Here is an 18,372-nt window from a genome sequence, read left to right as displayed (position 1 = left end):
CAGTCCCTGCCAGGGGCTAGTCGCGCAGCGCCTCCAGCGTCTGCCGCTGGCGGCCTTCGGCGTCGAAGTTGGAAGGATCGAGCCAGCGCTCGAACGCCGCCTGTCGCGCCGGCCATTCGCTGTCGAGCAGGGAGAACCAGGCGGTGTCGCGGTTGCGCTGCTTGACCACCATGTGCTGGCGGAAGGTGCCTTCGTAGGTGAAGCCCAGGCGCTCGGCGGCGCGCATCGAACGGGCGTTGCCGGCATTGCACTTCCACTCCAGGCGGCGGTAGCCGAGGCGGCCGAGGGCGAGTTCGGCGAGCAGGTAGACCGCCTCGGTAGACCCCGGTGTGCGCTGCATAGGCGCGCCGAAGGCGATATGGCCGATTTCGATGACGCCATCCTTCGGCGTGATCCGCAGGTAGCTGAGCAGGCCGACGGCGCGCTGCGTGCGCCGCTCGCGCACGGCGAAGAACAGCGGGTCGCGGCTGGCCGCCTGGCCGGCCAGCCAGGCGTCGAACGCCGGGCGCTCGGCGAACGGGCCGTAGGCCAGGTATTCCCACAGCAACGGGTCGGCGCCAGGCCCTTGCAGGGCGTCCCACAGGTCGTCGCCGTGGCGTTGCGGATCGAGCGGTTCGAGCTTGACGAAGCGGCCGTCGAGCGGGGCGTGGGGTGGAGTGGCGACGGGGCGCCAGTTCAAGGGTTCGCGCATGGTGGGCCTCAGAGAATCCTGCGGTACTGAAGGAAACCGGACTTGTCGGCGATGCGCTCGTACAGCTTCATCGCGTCGCTGTTGCTCTCGTGGGTCAGCCAGTGCACCCGCGAACAGCCAGCGGCGCCGGCCTCGGCGTAGACATGCTCGATCAGCCGGCGCCCTATGCCTTCGCCGCGCAGGCCCTCGGCGACGAACAGGTCCTGCAGGTAGCAGTAGTCGCCGACGGTCCAGCAGGAGCGGTGGTAGATCCAGTGCACCAGGCCCACGGCGCGCTCGTCGAGCCAGGCGAGGGCGGCGTTCATCGGTTCGTCGGCGTCGAGGAAGCGCTGCCAGGTGGCGTCGCTGGTAGCGGCGGCGATCTCGGTCTTGTAGAAGCGCTGGTAGCCCTCCCACAGCGGCAGCCAGGCGGCGTGGTCGCCGGCGCCGACGGGACGAATCTGCAGGGACGTGCTCATGGCTCGGTTCCATGTCCGGGTAAAGGTGCCTCCAGACTAGGCCGGGAAATGGTCCGCTAGAAGATCCATTGCTGGTCAATTCCACAGGTCCAATCCACACTGGCGCTTTCTTCCCTCCGAGACCGCCATGGCCACCGTACTGCCCTTCGACGCCGCCGGCATCCACCTCGACCCCGCCCAGGGCCTGGCCCGCCAGCTCTACGCCGCGCTGCGCGAACGGATCCTCGACGGCCGCCTCGGCAGCCGCACGCGGATGCCCGCCAGCCGCGAACTGGCCCAGGCCCTGAAGGTCTCGCGCAACACCGTGGTGCGGGCCTATGAACAGTTGCACGCCGAGGGCTATATCGACGGGCGCACAGGCGACGGCACCTACGTTGCCGAGTTGCAGGAAATCCCAGGCAGGGCCCCCGCCGTCGCCCCGAGCGCTCCCGCGCCGCGCGGCCCGGCGGCCCTGGCGCCGCCACCGGAAGGCGCGCCGCGAGCGTTCCGCGTCGGCGTGCCGGCCTTCGACCTGTTCCCCTTCGACACCTGGGCGCGGCTACAGGCGCGCTTCTGGCGCAACCCACCGGCGGACTGCCTGGGCTACGGCGACCCGGCCGGCGAGGCGCGCCTGCGCGAGCTGATCGCCGCCTACCTGCGCAGCGCGCGCGGCCTGCGCTGCGAGGCGGAACAGGTGATCGTCACCCATGGCGCGCAGCAGGCCATCCGCCTGTGCGCCCAGGTGTTGCTCGAGAACGGCGATCCGGTGGCTGTGGAAAACCCTGGCTACCGCGCGGCGCGCCTGGCCTTCGCCGCGACCGGCGCGGTACCGCACGGGATCGACCTCGACGCCGAGGGGCTGCGCAGCGACCGGCTCGCGGGCATTGCCGGCTGCCGCCTGGCCTATGTCACGCCGTCACACCAGTACCCCACCGGCGTCACCCTGTCGCTGGCGCGGCGCCTGGAGCTGCTGGAGTGGGCCGAGCGCGCCGACGGTTGGATCGTCGAGGACGACTACGACGGCGAGTATCGCTACAGCGGTACGCCGCTGGCCGCGCTGGACCGACAGGGCCGGGTGCTCTACGTCGGGACCTTCTGCAAGATCGCCTTCCCGGCGTTGCGCCTGGGCTACCTGGTGGTCCCGCCGGCGCTGGTCGAGCGCTTCCGCCAGCGGCGGGCCATCGAGGTACGCCATTCGGAGGTGGGCACCCAGCGGGTCATGGCCGACTTCATCGCCGAGGGGCATTTCCAGCGCCACGTCCGCCGCATGCGCCGCGCCGCCCGCGCCCGCCGCGACGCCTTGCTGCGGGGCTGGCCAGAGGCGCCGGGTTGCCAGCCGTTGCCGGCGGTGGAGGCGGGGCTGCACCTGTGCGTGCGGGTCGACAGCCTGGCGCGGGAGCGGGCCCTGATCGCCGCGGCGGCAGCCGCCGGGGTGGAAGTCAGCGCCTTGAGCGACTACTGGATGGACGACTCCAGCGTTGCGCCAGACGACCGCGCGGGCCTGGTGCTGGGCTTCGCGGCAGTACCCGAGGCGCGTATCGATGAGGCGCTGCGGGCGTTGCGCAAGGCCTGGCGGCGGGAGGCCCTGGTTGGACCCGTCGTCGCGACTGACTAGAATGCCCCCGGATCACCCTCGCGCCCAGGAGTAGCCATGAGTGTCGCCCTTTCCGCCGCGCCCGAGCGCAAGCTCGCCGCCCCCCTGATCGCCTTCGCCCTGCTGGTGCTCGGCGGGCTGTTCCTGTTCAACGCGGTCAGCGCGCGCCAGGCCATCCTCTTCGTCGTCGGCGGCGCCCTGGGCCTGACCCTCTACCACGCCGCCTTCGGCTTCACCTCCGCCTGGCGGGTATTCATCCGCGAACGGCGCGGCGCCGGGCTGCGCGCGCAGATGGTGATGCTGGCGCTGGCGGTGCTGCTGTTCTTCCCGGCGCTGGCGGCGGGCAGCCTGTTCGGCCAGCCGGTGAGCGGTTTCGTCTCGCCGGTCGGTACTTCGGTGATCGTCGGCGCCTTCATTTTCGGCATCGGCATGCAACTGGGCGGCGGCTGCGCCTCCGGCACCCTGTTCACCGTCGGCGGCGGCAACGCGCGGATGCTGGTGACCCTGCTGTTCTTCATCCTCGGCTCGCTGATCGCCACCCAGCATGTCGGCTGGTGGTTCGCCCTGCCGTCGCTGCCGCCGATCTCGCTGGTCGCCGAACTGGGCCTGGCACCGGCGCTGGTGTTGAGCCTGGCGGTGTTCATCGGCATCGCCGGGGTCACGGTACGCATGGAGAAGGCCCGCCACGGCACCCTGGAAACCCCGCCGAGCGCCGAATGGCGGGGTTGGCGGCGCTTCCTCCGCGGCCCCTGGCCGCTGGTCTGGGGCGCGTTGGCGCTGGCGCTGCTCAACTTCCTCACCCTGTACCTCGCCGGACGCCCCTGGGGCATCACGTCGGCCTTCGCCCTGTGGGGCGCGAAGATCGCCCAGGGCGTGGGCCTGGACGTCGGCGCCTGGGCCTTCTGGCAGACGCCGGCGAACGCCAAGGCGCTGGCCGCGCCGCTGTGGGAAGACATCACCAGCGTGATGGACATCGGCATCGTCCTCGGCGCGCTGCTCGCCGCCGGCCTGGCCGGACGCTTCGCGCCGAACCTGGACATCCCGCGCCGTTCGCTGGCGGCGGCGGTGATCGGCGGGCTGCTGCTCGGCTACGGCGCGCGCCTGGCCTATGGCTGCAACATCGGCGCGTATTTCAGCGGGATCGCGTCCGGCAGCCTGCATGGCTGGTTGTGGTTGGTGGCGGCGTTTGCCGGCAACAGCGTCGGGGTACGGGTATTGAGGCCCTATTTCTTCCCGGAGGAGCGGCGGGAGCAAGGGTTGACGGGGTGTTGAGAGGGGATATGCCTTCGTAGGACGTATGACGCGGACGTTATCCACAGGTGAGCGCAGCCACACAACACCTCGGCAACGGGGAAGATCTGCGGGCCGTCTTGAGCGGTGAAAAAAAAGAAGGGACACCGCAGGTCGCCGTGTCCCTCAGAGTGTAGAGAGGGAAAGTTGGTATCCCTCTCGACCGGTGAGCGTGGCGCCGCGGCTGGGCCGGGGCGCCGGGTATAAAAGAAGGGATGAAGGGTATCCATCCCTAAAGGTCGAGGGGTAGTACTCCCCCTCTACCGGTGAGCCTTCTTCGATCGGCTGCGCTGCGGCCCGGCTGCGTCGATAGCCGGACCTGGGCGCGCTCGATCTCGTATCGGATCAGGCGCGCAGTGGAATCAGGCGCGGCGCGATCATGTTTTCCGGCAGCAGGATGTCGGCCAGGGTGGCTTCGTCCAGCAGCTTTTCCTCGCGTACCAGTTCCAGTACGCCGCGGCCGCTCTCCAGGGCGGTCTTGGCGATCCGCGTGGAGTTCTCGTAGCCGATGTACGGGTTCAGCGCGGTGACCAGGCCGATGCTGTGCTCGACCAGTTCGTGGCAGCGCTCGACGTTGGCGGTGATGCCGGTGATGCAGTGCTCGCGGAGCATGTCCATGGCGCGTTGCAGCAGGCGGATCGAGTCGAAGATCTTGTAGGCGATCAGCGGCTCCATCACGTTCAGTTGCAACTGGCCGCCTTCGGCCGCCAGGGTCAGGGCGAGGTCGTTGCCGATCACTTCGAAGGCGACCTGGTTGACCGCTTCCGGGATCACCGGGTTGACCTTGCCCGGCATGATCGAACTGCCCGGCTGGCGCGGCGGCAGGTTGATCTCGTTGATGCCGGTGCGCGGGCCGCTGGAGAGCAGGCGCAGGTCGTTGCAGATCTTCGACAGCTTGACCGCGGTGCGCTTGAGCATGCCGGAGAACAGCACGAAGGCGCCCATGTCGGAGGTGGCTTCGATCAGGTCGGCGGCCGGCTTCAGCGGCTGCCCGCTGATGGCGGCCAGGCGCTCGACGGCGAGCTTCTGGTAGCCGGGGTCGGCGTTGATGCCGGTGCCGATGGCGGTGCCACCGAGGTTCACTTCGGTGAGCAGCTCCGGCGCCAGGCGACGCAGGCGGTCGAGGTCTTCGCCGAGGGTGGTGGCGAAAGCGTGGAATTCCTGGCCGAGGGTCATCGGCACGGCGTCCTGCAACTGGGTGCGGCCCATCTTCAGTACGCCGGCGAATTCGACGCCCTTGGCGGCGAAGGCCTGGATCAGGCTGTCGAGGCTGGCCAGCAGGGTGTCGTGGCCGAGCAGCAGGCCCAGGCGGATGGCGGTCGGGTAGGCGTCGTTGGTCGACTGCGCCATGTTCACATCGTTGTTCGGGTGCAGGTACTTGTACTCACCCTTGGTGTGGCCCATGGCTTCCAGCGCGATGTTCGCGATCACTTCGTTCGCGTTCATGTTGGTGGAGGTGCCGGCGCCGCCCTGGATCATGTCCACCACGAACTGCTCGTGGAAATCGCCGCGGATCAGGCGGGCGCAGGCCTCGCTGATGGCGGCGTGCTTGTCTTCCGGGAGATGGCCGAGCTGACGGTTGGCGTCGGCGGCGGCCTGCTTGACCATGGCCAGGGCAACGACCAGCTTCGGGTAGTGCGACAGCGGCACCCCGGAGAGGCGGAAGTTGTTCACGGCGCGCAGGGTCTGGATGCCGTAGTAGGCGTCAGCGGGCACTTCGAGGGTGCCGAGCAGGTCTTTCTCGATACGGGAAGATGCAACGGGGGACATGACGGGATTTGTCTCAGAGGGACACGGCCAGTGCCGCGATGCCCACTAGACTAAGGATGTGACGATTTCGTGGCCAATGCTGTTAAACGCTGCCTCATGCACAAACGGCATAATGTTGGATGTGACGCTGGTATGATGGCGGACGTGTCATCGCATTACCGGAGCCTTTCCCGTCGTGAACCTCGAACTGAAGTGGCTGGAGGATTTCATCGCCCTGGCCGGCACCCGCAGCTTTTCCCAGGCGGCGGAGAAACGCTTCGTCACCCAGCCGGCCTTCAGCCGGCGCATTCGCAGCCTGGAGGACGCCCTCGGCCTGACCCTGGTGAATCGCCAGCGCACGCCGGTGGAACTGACCGAGGCCGGGCAGCTGTTCCTGGTCACCGCGCGCAGCGTGGTCGAGCAGCTCGGCCAGGTGGTGCGCCACCTGCACCACCTGGAAGGCGGGCAGGGCGAGGTGCTGCAGTTCGCCGCCGCCCACTCGCTGGCGCTGGGCTTCTTCCCGCAGTGGATCGCGCGGCTGCGCAACGAGGGGCTGAACATCGCCAGCCGGCTGATCGCCACCAACGTCGGCGAGGCGGTGCATTCCCTGCGCGAGGGTAGCTGCGACCTGATGCTGGCGTTCTACGACCCTGACGCCGCGTTGCAGATGGACCCGGAGATCTTCCCCTCGCTGCACCTGGGGCGCACCGAGATGCTGCCGGTTTGCGCGGTGAACGCCGAGGGCCAGCCGCTGTTCGACCTGGAGAACGGCCAGAGCGTGCCGCTGCTCGCCTACAGCGCCAGCGCCTTCCTCGGCCGCGGGGTCAACCTGCTGCTGCGCCAGCGCAACCTGCGCTACACCACGGTCTACGAGACGGCGATGGCCGACAGCCTGAAGAGCATGGCGCTGCAAGGCATGGGCGTGGCCTGGGTGCCACGGCTGAGCGTGGTCAACGAACTGGAGCGCGGTGAGCTGGCGATCTGTGGCGGGCCGCAATGGTTCGTGCCGCAGGAAATCCGCCTGTACCGCTGCGCGCTGGTACGCAAGGCGGCGATCCGCCTGCTCTGGCGCAAGCTGGAAGGCGGGCTGGGCAGCGTCGAGTAGACAGGCAAGGGCGGCGCCGGGACGCCGCCCCGCAGGTCACATCTCAAGGACGATGCGCCCCTCGATCTGCCCGGCGCGCATCTGGTCGAGGATCTGGTTGATGTCGTCCAGCTTGCCCGGATGGATGGTCGCCTTGACCAGGCCTTCGCCGGCAAAGTCGAGGGCTTCCTGAAGGTCCGCGCGGGTGCCGACGATTGAGCCGGCGATGTGCAGGCCCTTGAGCACCACGTCGAAGATCGGCGTCGGGAAGTCACCCGGCGGCAGGCCGACCAGGGCGATGGTGCCGCCGCGGCGCGCCATGCCGATGGCCTGGCCGAAGGCGCTGTTGGATACCGCGGTGACCAGCACCCCGTGGGCGCCGCCGATGTCGCGCTGGAGCACCTCCACCGGGTCTTCCTGCCGGGCGTTGACCGTCAGGCTGGCACCGAGCTTGCGCGCCAGTTCCAGCTTGGCGTCGTCGATGTCGATGGCGGCGACGTGCAGGCCCATGGCCCTGGCGTACTGCACGGCGACGTGGCCGAGGCCACCGATGCCGGAGATCGCCACCCACTGGCCGGGGCGCGCGTTGGTCTGCTTGAGCCCCTTGTAGACGGTGACGCCGGCGCAGAGGATCGGCGCGATTTCAGCGAATTCGACGTTTTTCGGCAGAATTCCGACGTAGTTCGGGTCGGCCAATACGTATTCGGCATAGCCGCCGTTCACCGAGTAGCCGGTGTTCTGCTGGCTCTCGCAGAGGGTCTCCCAGCCGGTCAGGCAGTGCTCGCAGCAGCCGCAGGCGGTGTACAGCCAGGGGATGCCGACCCGGTCGCCTTCCTTCACTCGGGTCACTCCGCTGCCCACCGCGGCGACGTAGCCGACGCCTTCGTGACCGGGAATGAACGGCAACGGCGGCTTCACCGGCCAGTCGCCCTCGGCGGCATGCAGGTCGGTGTGGCAGACGCCGGAGGCTTCGATCTTCACCAGTACCTGCCCGGGGCCGGGCAGCGGAACCTTGACTTCCTCGATCCGCAGCGGCGCGCCGTAGGCGTGCACGACCGCGGCTTTCATGGTCTGTGGCAGGGTCATGGTCATCTCCTTGGACGGGGCTGAGCGCCTGTCGCGGCGCCTTTGACGGGCACCGCGACAGGCTGCGGAACCGGCGCGGCCGCCGCTCCCTCGGAGCGCGCCGCGACAACCAGTCTGGCCGCTCGTGGCAGGCGCGCATTGAGTTGCGGCAAGTTTCCCGCCATGGCGCGAAAAAACGGGACGGACGGTAGCCCCCGGCGCGCGCCCGGCCTGCCTTTGCGGTATACTGCGCCGCCTTCGAACCGGCACTGCCCGCCGGCTCGGCCCAGTACAAGCCACGCCCCTCGACGAAGCGTGGCTTGTTGGTTTCTGACGCGCCGGACGGCGCATTTGAGAGAGGCACGACGATGAGCGCACTGGTTGGCGTGATCATGGGTTCCAAATCGGACTGGAGCACCCTCAGTCACACCGCGGACATGCTGGACAAGCTGGGCATCCCCTACGAAGTGAAGGTGGTTTCCGCCCACCGCACCCCGGACCTGCTCTTCCAGTACGCCGAGGAAGCCGAAGGCCGCGGCCTCGAAGTGATCATCGCCGGCGCTGGCGGCGCCGCCCACCTGCCGGGCATGTGCGCGGCCAAGACCCACCTGCCGGTACTCGGCGTGCCGGTACAGTCGTCGATGCTGTCGGGTGTCGACTCGCTGCTCTCCATCGTGCAGATGCCCGCCGGCGTACCGGTCGCCACCCTGGCCATCGGCAAGGCCGGCGCGGTCAACGCGGCGCTGCTCTCGGCGAGCATCCTCGGCGCCAAGCACCCGCAGTACCACGAGGCGCTGAAGCAGTTCCGCGCCAACCAGACCGAAACCGTGCTGGACAATCCCGACCCGCGCGATGCGTGAGACAGGCTCTGAGAAGGTAAGGCTCGAACCATGAAAATCGGTGTCATCGGTGGCGGCCAGCTGGGCCGCATGCTGGCCCTGGCGGGAACCCCGCTGGGCATGAACTTCGCTTTCCTCGACCCGGCGCCGGATGCCTGCGCGGCCTCCCTGGGCGAGCACATCCGCGCCGACTACGGCGACCAGGAGCACCTGCGGCAACTGGCCGACGAGGTCGACCTGGTGACCTTCGAGTTCGAGAGCGTGCCGGCGGAAACCGTGGCCTTCCTCTCCCAGTTCGTGCCGGTCTACCCGAACGCCGAGTCGCTGCGCATCGCCCGCGACCGCTGGTTCGAGAAGTCGATGTTCAAGGACCTCGGCATTCCCACTCCGGACTTCGCCGACGTCCAGTCCCAGGCCGACCTCGATGCCGCCGCAGCCGCCATCGGCCTGCCGGCGGTGCTCAAGACCCGCACCCTGGGCTACGACGGCAAGGGCCAGAAGGTCCTGCGCCAGCCGGCCGACGTGCAGGGCGCGTTCGCCGAACTGGGCAGCGTGCCGTGCATCCTCGAGGGCTTCGTGCCGTTCACCGGGGAAGTCTCGCTGGTGGCGGTGCGCGCTCGCGATGGGGAGACGCGTTTCTACCCGCTGGTGCACAACACCCACGACAGCGGCATCCTCAAGCTCTCCGTGGCCAGCAGCGCGCATCCGTTGCAGGCGCTGGCCGAGGACTACGTCGGCCGCGTGCTGGCACGGCTCGACTACGTCGGCGTGCTGGCCTTCGAGTTCTTCGAGGTGGACGGCGGCCTGAAGGCCAACGAGATCGCCCCGCGCGTGCACAACTCCGGGCACTGGACCATCGAAGGCGCCGAGTGCAGCCAGTTCGAGAACCACCTGCGCGCCGTCGCCGGCCTGCCGCTGGGCTCGACCGCCAAGGTCGGCGAGAGCGCGATGCTCAATTTCATCGGCGCGGTGCCCCCGGTGGCTCAGGTGGTCGCCGTCGCCGATTGCCACCTGCATCACTACGGCAAGGCCTTCAAGAACGGCCGCAAGGTTGGCCATGCCACCCTGCGCTGTGCCGACCGGGCGACGCTGCAGGCGCGCATCGCCGAGGTCGAGGCGCTGATCGAGGCGTGAGCGATTGCCGTCCGCCCATCCTTGGGTTGGCGGGCGGCACTGAACCCAAGGCTTTTCTACACTGTCCCATGGCAGGCGCAATACATGCGCATACACCCGTAAGGAGGGACTGTCATGGGATTAATCGGAACCATCATCGTCGGACTGATCGTTGGTCTCGTTGCACGCTTTCTGAAGCCAGGTGACGACAGCATGGGCTGGATCATGACCATCCTGCTCGGCATCGGCGGTTCGCTGCTGGCCACCTACGGCGGCCAGGCGATCGGCTTCTACCAGGCCGGCCAGGCGGCCGGTTTCATCGGCGCGGTGGTCGGCGCCGTCGTACTGCTGGTCATTTACGGCCTGATCAAGAAGAATTGATGGCTCTGGCCGGCCCCCGCGGGGGCCGGCGTTTCCTCACTTCGCCGGTATTCCCGCCATCATGCGCCGCTTCCCGTTCGCCCGCCTGTTGCTGCTCGCCCTGTTGTCCTCACCCCTGGCCCACGCCGAACTGCCCGAGACCGACTGGCTGGAACTGATGCCGCCGGCCGACCGCAAGGCGCTGGAAGAAATGCCCGACATCATTCACGACACCCCGGAGGCCGCCGGCACCTTCACCAGCAAGGGTGGCCTGAAGCAGTCGGACCGAAAGATGCCGGCGGTGATGTATTCGGCCAAGACCGTCGCCAGCCTGGATGGCAAGGCGATCCGCCTCGGCGGCTACCCGGTGCCGCTGGAGAACGACGCCAAGGGCCGCGTCACCGAATTCTTCCTGGTGCCCTATCCGGGCGCCTGCATCCACGTGCCGCCGCCGCCGCCGAACCAGATCGTCCTGGTGCGTTATCCACAGGGGCTGAAGCTGGCCGATATCTACACCCCGCTGTGGGTCAGCGGCACGCTGAAGATCGAGCAGGTGAGCAATGACCTGGCCGATGCCGCCTACGCCATCGACAAGGCGCGGGTGAAGGTAGTGGAGGAAGCGGACCTGTAGGGCCGCACCTGCGCAACGGCCCATGGCGGACGACGCGAGCCGCCCCGTCCGCTCGCCGACCCGCTCAGGGTCGTTTCAGCGGCTCGCTCCAGATCTGCACGCCAAAGCTTTCGCTGCGCCCGGGGGCGACCACCATGAGGTCGTCCCAGACCCGCCCGGTCTCGATGCAGAGCATCTGCTGCCAGGCGTCGTCGGCGAACTGCGAGAGACGCCGGGACTTGTCCACCCAGGGGTTCCAGACCACCGCCGAGCGCGAGTCGAGGGCGTGCAGGTGGATGCTGCGTTCCCAGCGCGGGTCCTTGATCAGCAGGTCGCGTTCGAGACCGAGGTAGATGCGGTCCAGTTCGCCCTTGACCCGTACCGCGCCGTGCTGGGTGCGTTCTTCCCAGTTCTCCAGGGTCTCGATGTAGCGCGCGCCTTCCAGGCCCTCGATAGCGATCTCGCGGCTATCGCTGACCGCGAAGTAGGTGTGCAGTGCCTGGCTGAGCACCAGCGGCTTGCTGCCGAGGTTCTCGCTGGTGAGTCGCAAGGTCAGGCGCTCGCCGAAGCGGAACAGCATGCGCAGCGCCGCCGGGTGCGGCCAGCCGGGGAGGCCATCGGGGGCGTCGAGGCGGAAGCTGACGCAGAGGTCGCCGTCCTCCTCGGCGATGTCGTCGATTTCCCAGTCGACTGCCCGGACCAGCCCGTGGGCGGGCGCCTTCAGGCCATCTTCCACCTGGCCGCGGACTTCCTGCGGGTTGCGCTCCAGCGGACCGAACCACGGCCAGCACACCGGCACCCCGCCGCGTACCGACTGCCCGCGCCGGTAGCCGGCCTCGTCGCTGAGCCAGACCAGCGGCGGCTGTTCGTGGGGCTGGTAGCTGAGCAGTTGCGCGCCCTGCTGGGCGATCAGCGCCTCGCCATGGGCGGTGTGGATGCGCCAGCAGGCCAGGTCGTCGACCTGTACCTGTTCGACGCGGTTGATCGGGCTATCGGTGCTCATGGCGGTCTCCGGGAGGCGAATGGATGGCAGCAGTATCACCGATCCATTTTATCGCCGGCAGTTCCCCCGGATAGCGCCAACGAAGACGCGGCCCGTAGGCCGCGTCGGTTGTTGCCGGTGGTTCAGGCCGCGCGGAACAGGTTGTGCGGGTCGATGACGAATTTCTTCGGCACCCCGGCGTCGAACTCGCCGTAGCCTTTCGGCGCATCGTCGAGGGTGATGACTTCCACCCCGACGATGTCGGCGATCTTGATCCGGTCCCACATGATCGCCTGCATCAGCTGGCGGTTGTACTTCATCACCGGGGTCTGGCCGGTATGGAAGCTGTGCGACTTGGCCCAGCCCAGGCCGAAGCGGATGCTCAGGGCGCCGTGCTTGGCGGCCGCGTCCACCGCGCCCGGGTCTTCGGTGACGTACAGGCCGGGGATGCCGATCTTGCCGGCGACCCGGGTGATGCCCATCAGCGAGTTGAGCACGGTGGCCGGGGCTTCCTGCTGCGAGCCCGAATGGCCGTGGCCGCGCGCCTCGAAACCGACCGCGTCGACCGCGCAGTCGACCTCCGGCTCGCCCAGCAGAGCGGCGATCTGTTCGTGCAGCGGGGTGTCCTTAGACAGGTCGGCGATCTCGAAGCCCTGTTTCTTGGCGTGGGCCAGGCGGGTCGGGTTGACGTCGCCGACGATCACCACCGCCGCGCCGAGCAGGCGTGCCGAGGCCGCCGCGGCCAGGCCGACCGGACCGGCGCCGGCGATGTAGACCGTGCTGCCCGGGCCGACGCCGGCGGTGACCGCGCCGTGGTAGCCGGTGGGGAGGATGTCCGAAAGGCAGGTCAGGTCGCGGATCTTCTCCATCGCCGCTTCGCGGTTGGGCAGTTTCAGCAGGTTGAAGTCGGCGTAGGGCACCAGCACGTATTCGGCCTGGCCGCCGACCCAGCCACCCATGTCGACGTAGCCGTAGGCGCCGCCGGCACGCGCCGGATTGACCGTCAGGCAGACGCCGGTGTGCTGTTCCTTGCAGGTACGGCAGTGGCCGCAGGCGACGTTGAACGGTACCGAGACCAGGTCGCCGATCTTCATGGTTTCCACGCCACGCCCGATCTCCACCACCTCGCCGGTGATCTCGTGGCCCAGCACCAGGCCTTCCGGCGCGGTGGTACGGCCGCGCACCATGTGCTGGTCGGAGCCGCAGATGTTGGTGGAGACCACCCGCAGGATCACCCCGTGGTCGATCTGCCGGCCCTGCGGGTCCTGCATCTTCGGATAGGGAATGTTCTGCACCTCGACCTTGCCCGGGCCGAGATAGACCACACCACGATTGCCAGACATACGCGTTTCCTCTTTGTCGTTGTGGGTACAAATGCGCGGCGTCCACGGCCGCGCGGCTTTGCACTGGAAAGTCGTCTGTTGCGCGACAGGGCCGGAGAATGCTGGCAGCCGGCGGGCTGTCGGTGTTGCTCGGGACGCGAGGCCGTGGGAAGCGCCCCTCTCCCTGGCCCTCTTCCTTCAGCGAGGGTTGGGAAGAGAGGGCGCGCTTACAGCACCACGGTCCGATTGGCGTTGAGGAATACCCTCCGCTCGATGTGGTAGCCCACCGCCCGCGCCAGGGTCAGGCACTCGATGTCGCGGCCCTTGGCGATTAGGTCCTCGGGGTAGTGGGCGTGGTCGACCGTCTCGACGCCCTGGGCGATGATCGGCCCTTCGTCGAGGTCGTTGTTGATGTAGTGGGCGGTGGCGCCGACCAGCTTCACGCCCTTCTGGTAGGCCTGGTGGTACGGCTTGGCGCCCTTGAAGCCGGGCAGCAGGGAGTGATGGATGTTGATCGCCCAGCCGTCCAGGCGCCGGCACAGTTCCGGCGACAGCACCTGCATGTAGCGAGCGAGGATCACCAGCTCGGCGCCACTCTCTTCGAGCACCTGCCAGACCCTGGCTTCCTGGGCCGGCTTGTCGTTCGGGTCGAGCGGGAAGTGGTGGTAGGGAATGCCGTGCCAGCGCGCCAGCGGCTCCAGGTCCGGGTGATTGGAAATCACCGCCACCACGTCCATCGGCAACTGGCCGATGCGCTGGCGGTAGAGCAGGTCGTTCAGGCAGTGGTCGGCCTTGGAAACCATGATCGCCACCTGGCTGCGGTAGCCCGGCGCGGTCAGCTCGGTACGCATGCCGAACGGTGCCACCCGTTCGGCCAGTCCGGCGCGGAAGGAGGCTTCGTCGAAGCCGTCGCCGGCGCGGAACTCCACGCGGATGAAGAAGCGTTGCGCCAGGCGGTCGTCGAACGAGTGGTGCTCGGTGACGTAGCAGCGCTGCTCGAAGAGGTAGCGCGTCACCACGTCGACGGTGCCCAGCAGGCTGGGACTGTCGGCGGTGAGGATCCAGGTGTCGGGGGTACGGCTCATCGCGAGGCTCCGGGTCCGGTATCCCCTCTCGGGGAGAGGGAAAGGCTGCTCATGCCGCTACCTGCAGGCCGTATTCGGCGCTGGCGTCCTGCAACCAGAGCCAGAAGTAGTCGGCGAAGCTGCGGCGCACGACCAGCTCCCAGGTGTCCTCGCCGGTATGGCGGATCACGCATTGCGACTTGGCGAAGATGCTGCCGACCGCCTTGCCCACCGGGAAGTTGCTCGGATGCACGTCGTAGCTGGTGGATTTCATCAGCAGTTCGCGGACGTTCGCTCCGCTCAGTTCGAGCAGCGTCTGCCCGCCGCTGACGTTGACCACCGCGTAGTGCAGCTCCTCGCCCAGGGCCTGGCGCAGGCGCTGTTCGACGGCGTATTCCTCGCCGCCGGGGACGATCAGCAACCATTCGTCCGGGGCCAGCCATTGCAGCGAGGTCTCGCCGCTGGCGACCAGGGTCAGGGCCACCGGCAGTTCCAGGCCGAGGGCCTGGTGCACGGCGGCGGCGAAGGCCGGGTCGGCGGCATCGCCGCGCAGCACCAGGTGGCCGAGCAGCTTCTTCTCGCGCAGGACGATACCGGCCTTCGCGGCGGTCTTGCCGGCGAGCTTGTGCAGCTCGGCATGGTGCAGCGGCGATTCGGCGTGGACGCCGGGTTCGGGGCGTTGCTGGTAGACGTTTGCCTTGCTCATTCGTTTTCACCTTGGGGCGCCGCGCGCCCTGGTAGCCTGTCTGCCTTCTCCCTTCGGGAAGAGGGCCGGGGAGAGGAGCGCATCCCTCTCCGGTCAATCCACGTTCTGCCGCTCCCCTTTGGGGTCGTAGAACACCGAGGAGCAGATCTCCGCCTCGATGAAGCGGCCGTCCGCCAGCGGCGCGTAGACCTTCTGGCCCATGCGCTTGAGGCCGCCTTTCACCACCGCCAGGGCGAAGCCGTGGCCGAGGCTGGCGCTCATGTAGCTGGAGGTGACGTGGCCGACCATCTTCATCGGGATCGCCTGCTGGGTGTCGAACACCAGTTGCGCGCCTTCGGGCAGTACCTCCTGCGGGTTGCTCGGCCTGAGTCCGACCAGTTGCTTGCGATCCTCGCGCAGGCAGTCGGCGCGGTTCATGCCGCGCCAGCCGATCCAGGAGAACGGCTTGCTGCGGCCCACCGCCCAGCCCATGTTGAGATCGTCCGGGGTGACCGAGGCATCGGTGTCCTGGCCGACGATGATGAAGCCCTTCTCGGCGCGCAGGACGTGCATGGTCTCGGTGCCGTAGGGCGTCAGGCCGTACTTCGCGCCGTGCTCGGCGAGCGCTTCGAGCACGCCCATGGCGTAGTCGGCCTGGACGTTCACCTCGTAGCTCAGCTCGCCGGTGAAGGAGATGCGGAACACCCGCGCCGGCACCCCGGCGACCTTGCCTTCCTTCCAGGTCATGAAGGGGAAGGCATCCTTGTCCAGGTCGATGTCGGTGACTTCGGCGAGCAGCTTGCGGCTGTTCGGGCCGGACAGGGTGAGGGTCGCGTAGTGGTCGGTGACCGAGGTGAAGTACACCTTCAGCTCCGGCCATTCGGTCTGGTGGTACAGCTCCAGCCACTCCAGTACGCGGGCGGCGCCGCCGGTGGTGGTGGTCATGACGAAGTGGTTGTCGGCCAGGCAGGCGGTCACGCCGTCGTCGAAGACCATCCCGTCTTCCTTGCACATCAGGCCGTAGCGCGCCTTGCCGACGTCGAGCTTGGTCCAGGCGTTGGTGTAGACCCGGTTGAGGAACTCCCGCGCGTCCGGGCCCTGGATGTCGATCTTGCCCAGGGTCGAGGCGTCGAGCAGGCCGACCGCCTCGCGCACTGCGCGGCATTCGCGGGCCACGGCGGCGTGCATGTCCTCGCCCCGGCGCGGGAAGTACCACGGCCGCTTCCACTGGCCGACGTCTTCGAACTCGGCGCCGTTCTTCACGTGCCAGGCGTGCAGGGCGGTGAAGCGCACCGGTTCGAACAGGTGCCCGCAGTGGCGGCCGGCGACGGCGCCGAAGGTCACCGGGGTGTAGTTCGGACGGAACATGGTGGTGCCGGTGTCGGCGATGCTCTTGCCCTGGGCCCGCGCGGCGATCGCCAGGCCGTTGATGTTGCCCAGCTTGCCCTGGTCGGTGCCGAAGCCCAGCGCGGTGTAGCGCTTGACGTGCTCGATGGACTCGAAGCCCTCGCGGCAGGCCAGTTCGATGGCGGCGGCGGTGACGTCGTTCTGCGGATCGACGAACTGCTTCGGCGCGCGCGCCGTGGGCTTCTCGTGGGGCACCTGGAACAGCGCGACTGACGCTTCCTCGCGGCGCGGCTGGACCTTCGGCAGGCTGCCGGCGGCGGTCTTGTAGCCGGCGTCGAGGGCGGCGCGACTCCCGGCCTGGTAGCCGTCGGCGAGCACCTCGGCGAGCCCGAACACGCCGTTCACGGCGCCGGCGCAGATGCGCTTCTGCAGGCCTTCGCCGGGGACGAAGGCGAGGATTTCCTCGCGCCATTCCGGCTTGCCGCCCAGGTGCGAGGCCAGGTGCACGACCGGGCTGTAGCCGCCGGAGCTGGCGATCAGGTCGCAGTCCAGCCATTCGCCGCCGCTGGCGCGCATGGCCTGCAGGTCGATCCGGGCGACCTTGGCGCCGCTGACCCGCTTGCCGCCGCGAGCCTCGATCACCGAACTGCCAGTGATCACCCGCATACCGCGTTGGCGTGCTTCCTCGACCCACTCGCCGCGCGGATTGGCCCGGGCGTCGGCGATGGCCACCACTTGCAGGCCGGCTTCCTGCCAGTCGAGGGCGACGCGGTAGGCGTAGTCGTTGTTGGTGGCCAGCACCAGTTTCTTGCCCGGTGCCACGCCGTAGCGCCGTACATAGGTGGAAACCGCGCCGGCGAGCATGTTGCCGGGCAGGTCGTTGTTGCCGTAGACCAGCGGCCGCTCATGGGCGCCGGCGGCCAGTACCACGCGCTTGGCGCGTACGCGGTGCACGCGCTGGCGGACCTGGCCGAGCGGGGCGACCTCGCCGAGGTGGTCGGTGCGCCGCTCGTGGATGGTGAGGAAGTTGTGGTCGTGGTAGCCGTTGACCGTGGAGCGCGGTAGCAGGATGACTTCCGGCAGGCCTTGCAGCTCGGCCACGGCGTCCGCGACCCACTCGGCGGCGGGCTTGCCGTCGAGGGTCTCGCGGGTGTCCAGCAGGCTGCCGCCGAACTCTTCCTGCTCGTCGGCGAGAATCACCCGCGCGCCGCTGCGAGCGGCGGCGAGGGCGGCGGCCAGGCCGGCCGGGCCGCCGCCGACCACCAGCACGTCGCAGTGGTGGTTCATCCAGTCGTAGCTGTCCGGATCGACCTCGGTCGGCGCGCGGCCCAGGCCGGCGGCCTTGCGGATGTACTTCTCGTAGGTCATCCACATCGACTGCGGGTACATGAAGGTCTTGTAGTAGAAACCAGGCGGCATCAGCTTGCCGCCGACCTTGCCGAAGATTCCCATCAGGTCGTTCTGCACGTTCGGCCAGCCGTTGGTACTGGTGGCCACCAGGCCGCCGTAGAGGGCCTGCTGGGTGGCGCGTACGTTGGGGATCTGGGTGGCTTCGCGGGAGCCGATCTGCAGGATCGCGTTGGGCTCCTCGGCGCCGGCGGCGACGATGCCGCGCGCCCGCGAGTACTTGAAGCTGCGGCCGACGATGTCGACGCCGTTGGCCAGCAGCGCGGCGGCCAGGGTGTCGCCGGCATAGCCCTGGTAGTGCTGGCCGTTGAAGCTGAAGGTCAGCGGGCGGTTGCGGTCGATGCGGCCGCCGCTGGACAGGCGATTGATCTGGCTCATGCCGGTTCCCCTTGTACGGCGGCTTTCTTCTCACCGTCGGCGACGACGCTGGGCTGCTCGCCGATCAGGTAGGTCTCGAGGATCTCGTAGGTCACCGTATGGCGGGTGACGTTGAAGTACTTGCGGCAGCCGGCGGCGTGCACCCACAGCTCGTGATGGAGGCCGCGCGGGTTGTCGCGGAAGAACATGTAGTCGCCCCATTCCTCGTCGCTGCAGGCGTTCGGGTCGAGCGGGCGCGGGATGTGGGCCTGACCCTTGGCGTGGAATTCCTCTTCGGAACGCAGTTCGCCGCAGTGGGGGCAGAAGATATTCAGCATTTTGTAGCCTCCGGAAACTGTTCTTGCCGGTTGACCGG

17 protein-coding genes are annotated in these 18,372 nt (G+C 68.4%); 7 read left to right on the top strand and 10 right to left on the bottom strand.

Features of this window, described 5'->3' with window-relative positions:
• Positions 1-16: 16 nt before the first annotated feature.
• Both LE197_RS27780 and LE197_RS27775 read right to left on the bottom strand, forming a co-directional pair.
• Positions 17-691, bottom strand: a complete 675-nt coding sequence (locus LE197_RS27780; RefSeq protein ID WP_003096837.1) for a GNAT family N-acetyltransferase — start codon at positions 689-691, stop codon at positions 17-19.
• A gap of 8 nt (positions 692-699) precedes the next feature.
• Positions 700-1,149 carry a GNAT family N-acetyltransferase gene (locus LE197_RS27775; RefSeq protein ID WP_003096834.1) on the bottom strand — a complete coding sequence of 150 codons (450 nt, stop codon included), beginning with the start codon at positions 1,147-1,149 and terminating at the stop codon, positions 700-702.
• A 127-nt stretch (positions 1,150-1,276) separates the two neighbouring features.
• On the opposite strand from LE197_RS27775, the gene LE197_RS27770 reads away from it, so the two are divergent.
• Both LE197_RS27770 and LE197_RS27765 read left to right on the top strand, forming a co-directional pair.
• Positions 1,277-2,743 (top strand): PLP-dependent aminotransferase family protein, encoded by a 1,467-nt coding sequence (locus tag LE197_RS27770; RefSeq protein WP_023121186.1) that lies wholly within the window; start codon positions 1,277-1,279, stop codon positions 2,741-2,743.
• Positions 2,744-2,779: 36 nt separating this feature from the next.
• Complete coding sequence (locus LE197_RS27765) at positions 2,780-3,994, top strand: YeeE/YedE family protein (protein WP_003121352.1); 1,215 nt, start codon at positions 2,780-2,782, stop codon at positions 3,992-3,994.
• A 363-nt stretch (positions 3,995-4,357) separates the two neighbouring features.
• Here LE197_RS27765 and aspA read toward each other — a convergent pair whose 3' ends face one another.
• The gene (gene aspA, locus LE197_RS27760; protein ID WP_003096822.1) at positions 4,358-5,782 is read right to left on the bottom strand and encodes an aspartate ammonia-lyase; all 1,425 of its coding nucleotides are present in this window, start codon (positions 5,780-5,782) and stop codon (positions 4,358-4,360) included.
• Positions 5,783-5,957: 175 nt separating this feature from the next.
• Here aspA and LE197_RS27755 point away from each other — a divergent pair, with 175 nt between their 5' ends.
• The gene (locus LE197_RS27755; RefSeq protein ID WP_003096819.1) at positions 5,958-6,866 is read left to right on the top strand and encodes a LysR substrate-binding domain-containing protein; all 909 of its coding nucleotides are present in this window, start codon (positions 5,958-5,960) and stop codon (positions 6,864-6,866) included.
• 36 nt (positions 6,867-6,902) lie between these two features.
• Here the strand turns inward: LE197_RS27755 and adhP are convergent, their stop codons facing one another.
• Complete coding sequence (adhP, locus tag LE197_RS27750; RefSeq protein ID WP_003096816.1) at positions 6,903-7,931, bottom strand: alcohol dehydrogenase AdhP; 1,029 nt, start codon at positions 7,929-7,931, stop codon at positions 6,903-6,905.
• 347 nt (positions 7,932-8,278) lie between these two features.
• On the opposite strand from adhP, the gene purE reads away from it, so the two are divergent.
• From purE to LE197_RS27730, 4 genes are all read left to right on the top strand, one after another.
• Positions 8,279-8,770 (top strand): 5-(carboxyamino)imidazole ribonucleotide mutase, encoded by a 492-nt coding sequence (gene purE, locus LE197_RS27745; protein WP_003106314.1) that lies wholly within the window; start codon positions 8,279-8,281, stop codon positions 8,768-8,770.
• A 30-nt stretch (positions 8,771-8,800) separates the two neighbouring features.
• Positions 8,801-9,883 (top strand): 5-(carboxyamino)imidazole ribonucleotide synthase, encoded by a 1,083-nt coding sequence (locus tag LE197_RS27740; protein ID WP_003117624.1) that lies wholly within the window; start codon positions 8,801-8,803, stop codon positions 9,881-9,883.
• 114 nt (positions 9,884-9,997) lie between these two features.
• Entirely contained in the window at positions 9,998-10,243 is a 246-nt protein-coding gene (locus LE197_RS27735) for a GlsB/YeaQ/YmgE family stress response membrane protein (protein ID WP_003096795.1), read from the top strand.
• Positions 10,244-10,304: 61 nt separating this feature from the next.
• A complete protein-coding gene (locus LE197_RS27730; protein ID WP_003111451.1) occupies positions 10,305-10,853 on the top strand; it encodes a DUF3299 domain-containing protein in 549 nt (182 codons plus the stop codon).
• A 64-nt stretch (positions 10,854-10,917) separates the two neighbouring features.
• Here the strand turns inward: LE197_RS27730 and LE197_RS27725 are convergent, their stop codons facing one another.
• From LE197_RS27725 to LE197_RS27700, 6 genes are all read right to left on the bottom strand, one after another.
• The gene (locus tag LE197_RS27725; protein ID WP_003142078.1) at positions 10,918-11,874 is read right to left on the bottom strand and encodes a D-hexose-6-phosphate mutarotase; all 957 of its coding nucleotides are present in this window, start codon (positions 11,872-11,874) and stop codon (positions 10,918-10,920) included.
• A gap of 83 nt (positions 11,875-11,957) precedes the next feature.
• Entirely contained in the window at positions 11,958-13,157 is a 1,200-nt protein-coding gene (gene fdhA / locus LE197_RS27720; RefSeq protein WP_003096788.1) for a formaldehyde dehydrogenase, glutathione-independent, read from the bottom strand.
• Positions 13,158-13,363: 206 nt separating this feature from the next.
• Positions 13,364-14,221 (bottom strand): formyltetrahydrofolate deformylase, encoded by an 858-nt coding sequence (locus tag LE197_RS27715; protein ID WP_003096786.1) that lies wholly within the window; start codon positions 14,219-14,221, stop codon positions 13,364-13,366.
• A 49-nt stretch (positions 14,222-14,270) separates the two neighbouring features.
• The gene (gene soxG / locus LE197_RS27710) at positions 14,271-14,906 is read right to left on the bottom strand and encodes a sarcosine oxidase subunit gamma family protein (protein ID WP_003096784.1); all 636 of its coding nucleotides are present in this window, start codon (positions 14,904-14,906) and stop codon (positions 14,271-14,273) included.
• 93 nt (positions 14,907-14,999) lie between these two features.
• Complete coding sequence (locus LE197_RS27705; protein WP_003162069.1) at positions 15,000-18,017, bottom strand: sarcosine oxidase subunit alpha; 3,018 nt, start codon at positions 18,015-18,017, stop codon at positions 15,000-15,002.
• The gene (locus LE197_RS27700; RefSeq protein WP_003161125.1) at positions 18,014-18,334 is read right to left on the bottom strand and encodes a sarcosine oxidase subunit delta; all 321 of its coding nucleotides are present in this window, start codon (positions 18,332-18,334) and stop codon (positions 18,014-18,016) included. The genes LE197_RS27705 and LE197_RS27700 overlap by 4 nt, the downstream gene beginning before the upstream one ends.
• Positions 18,335-18,372: the final 38 nt, after the last annotated feature.

It is taken from the genome of Pseudomonas sp. PS1(2021) (genome assembly GCF_020405165.1).
Classification (GTDB): domain Bacteria; phylum Pseudomonadota; class Gammaproteobacteria; order Pseudomonadales; family Pseudomonadaceae; genus Pseudomonas; species Pseudomonas aeruginosa.
The sequence above is the reverse complement of the archived record's forward strand: the minus strand, read 5'-3'. Positions and strand labels throughout refer to the sequence as shown.

What these genes read in the sequence shown, in the direction of transcription:
- LE197_RS27770 (WP_023121186.1), top strand. Translation starts at nt 1,277, where the DNA reads ATGGCCACCGTACTGCCCTTCGACGCCGCCGGCATCCACCTCGACCCC.
- LE197_RS27765 (WP_003121352.1), top strand. Translation starts at nt 2,780, where the DNA reads ATGAGTGTCGCCCTTTCCGCCGCGCCCGAGCGCAAGCTCGCCGCCCCC.
- aspA (WP_003096822.1), bottom strand. Translation starts at nt 5,782, where the DNA reads ATGTCCCCCGTTGCATCTTCCCGTATCGAGAAAGACCTGCTCGGCACC.
- LE197_RS27700 (WP_003161125.1), bottom strand. Translation starts at nt 18,334, where the DNA reads ATGCTGAATATCTTCTGCCCCCACTGCGGCGAACTGCGTTCCGAAGAG.
- fdhA (WP_003096788.1), bottom strand. Translation starts at nt 13,157, where the DNA reads ATGTCTGGCAATCGTGGTGTGGTCTATCTCGGCCCGGGCAAGGTCGAG.
- soxG (WP_003096784.1), bottom strand. Translation starts at nt 14,906, where the DNA reads ATGAGCAAGGCAAACGTCTACCAGCAACGCCCCGAACCCGGCGTCCAC.
- LE197_RS27705 (WP_003162069.1), bottom strand. Translation starts at nt 18,017, where the DNA reads ATGAGCCAGATCAATCGCCTGTCCAGCGGCGGCCGCATCGACCGCAAC.
- LE197_RS27715 (WP_003096786.1), bottom strand. Translation starts at nt 14,221, where the DNA reads ATGAGCCGTACCCCCGACACCTGGATCCTCACCGCCGACAGTCCCAGC.
- LE197_RS27780 (WP_003096837.1), bottom strand. Translation starts at nt 691, where the DNA reads ATGCGCGAACCCTTGAACTGGCGCCCCGTCGCCACTCCACCCCACGCC.
- LE197_RS27740 (WP_003117624.1), top strand. Translation starts at nt 8,801, where the DNA reads ATGAAAATCGGTGTCATCGGTGGCGGCCAGCTGGGCCGCATGCTGGCC.
- LE197_RS27775 (WP_003096834.1), bottom strand. Translation starts at nt 1,149, where the DNA reads ATGAGCACGTCCCTGCAGATTCGTCCCGTCGGCGCCGGCGACCACGCC.
- adhP (WP_003096816.1), bottom strand. Translation starts at nt 7,931, where the DNA reads ATGACCCTGCCACAGACCATGAAAGCCGCGGTCGTGCACGCCTACGGC.
- LE197_RS27730 (WP_003111451.1), top strand. Translation starts at nt 10,305, where the DNA reads ATGCGCCGCTTCCCGTTCGCCCGCCTGTTGCTGCTCGCCCTGTTGTCC.
- LE197_RS27735 (WP_003096795.1), top strand. Translation starts at nt 9,998, where the DNA reads ATGGGATTAATCGGAACCATCATCGTCGGACTGATCGTTGGTCTCGTT.
- purE (WP_003106314.1), top strand. Translation starts at nt 8,279, where the DNA reads ATGAGCGCACTGGTTGGCGTGATCATGGGTTCCAAATCGGACTGGAGC.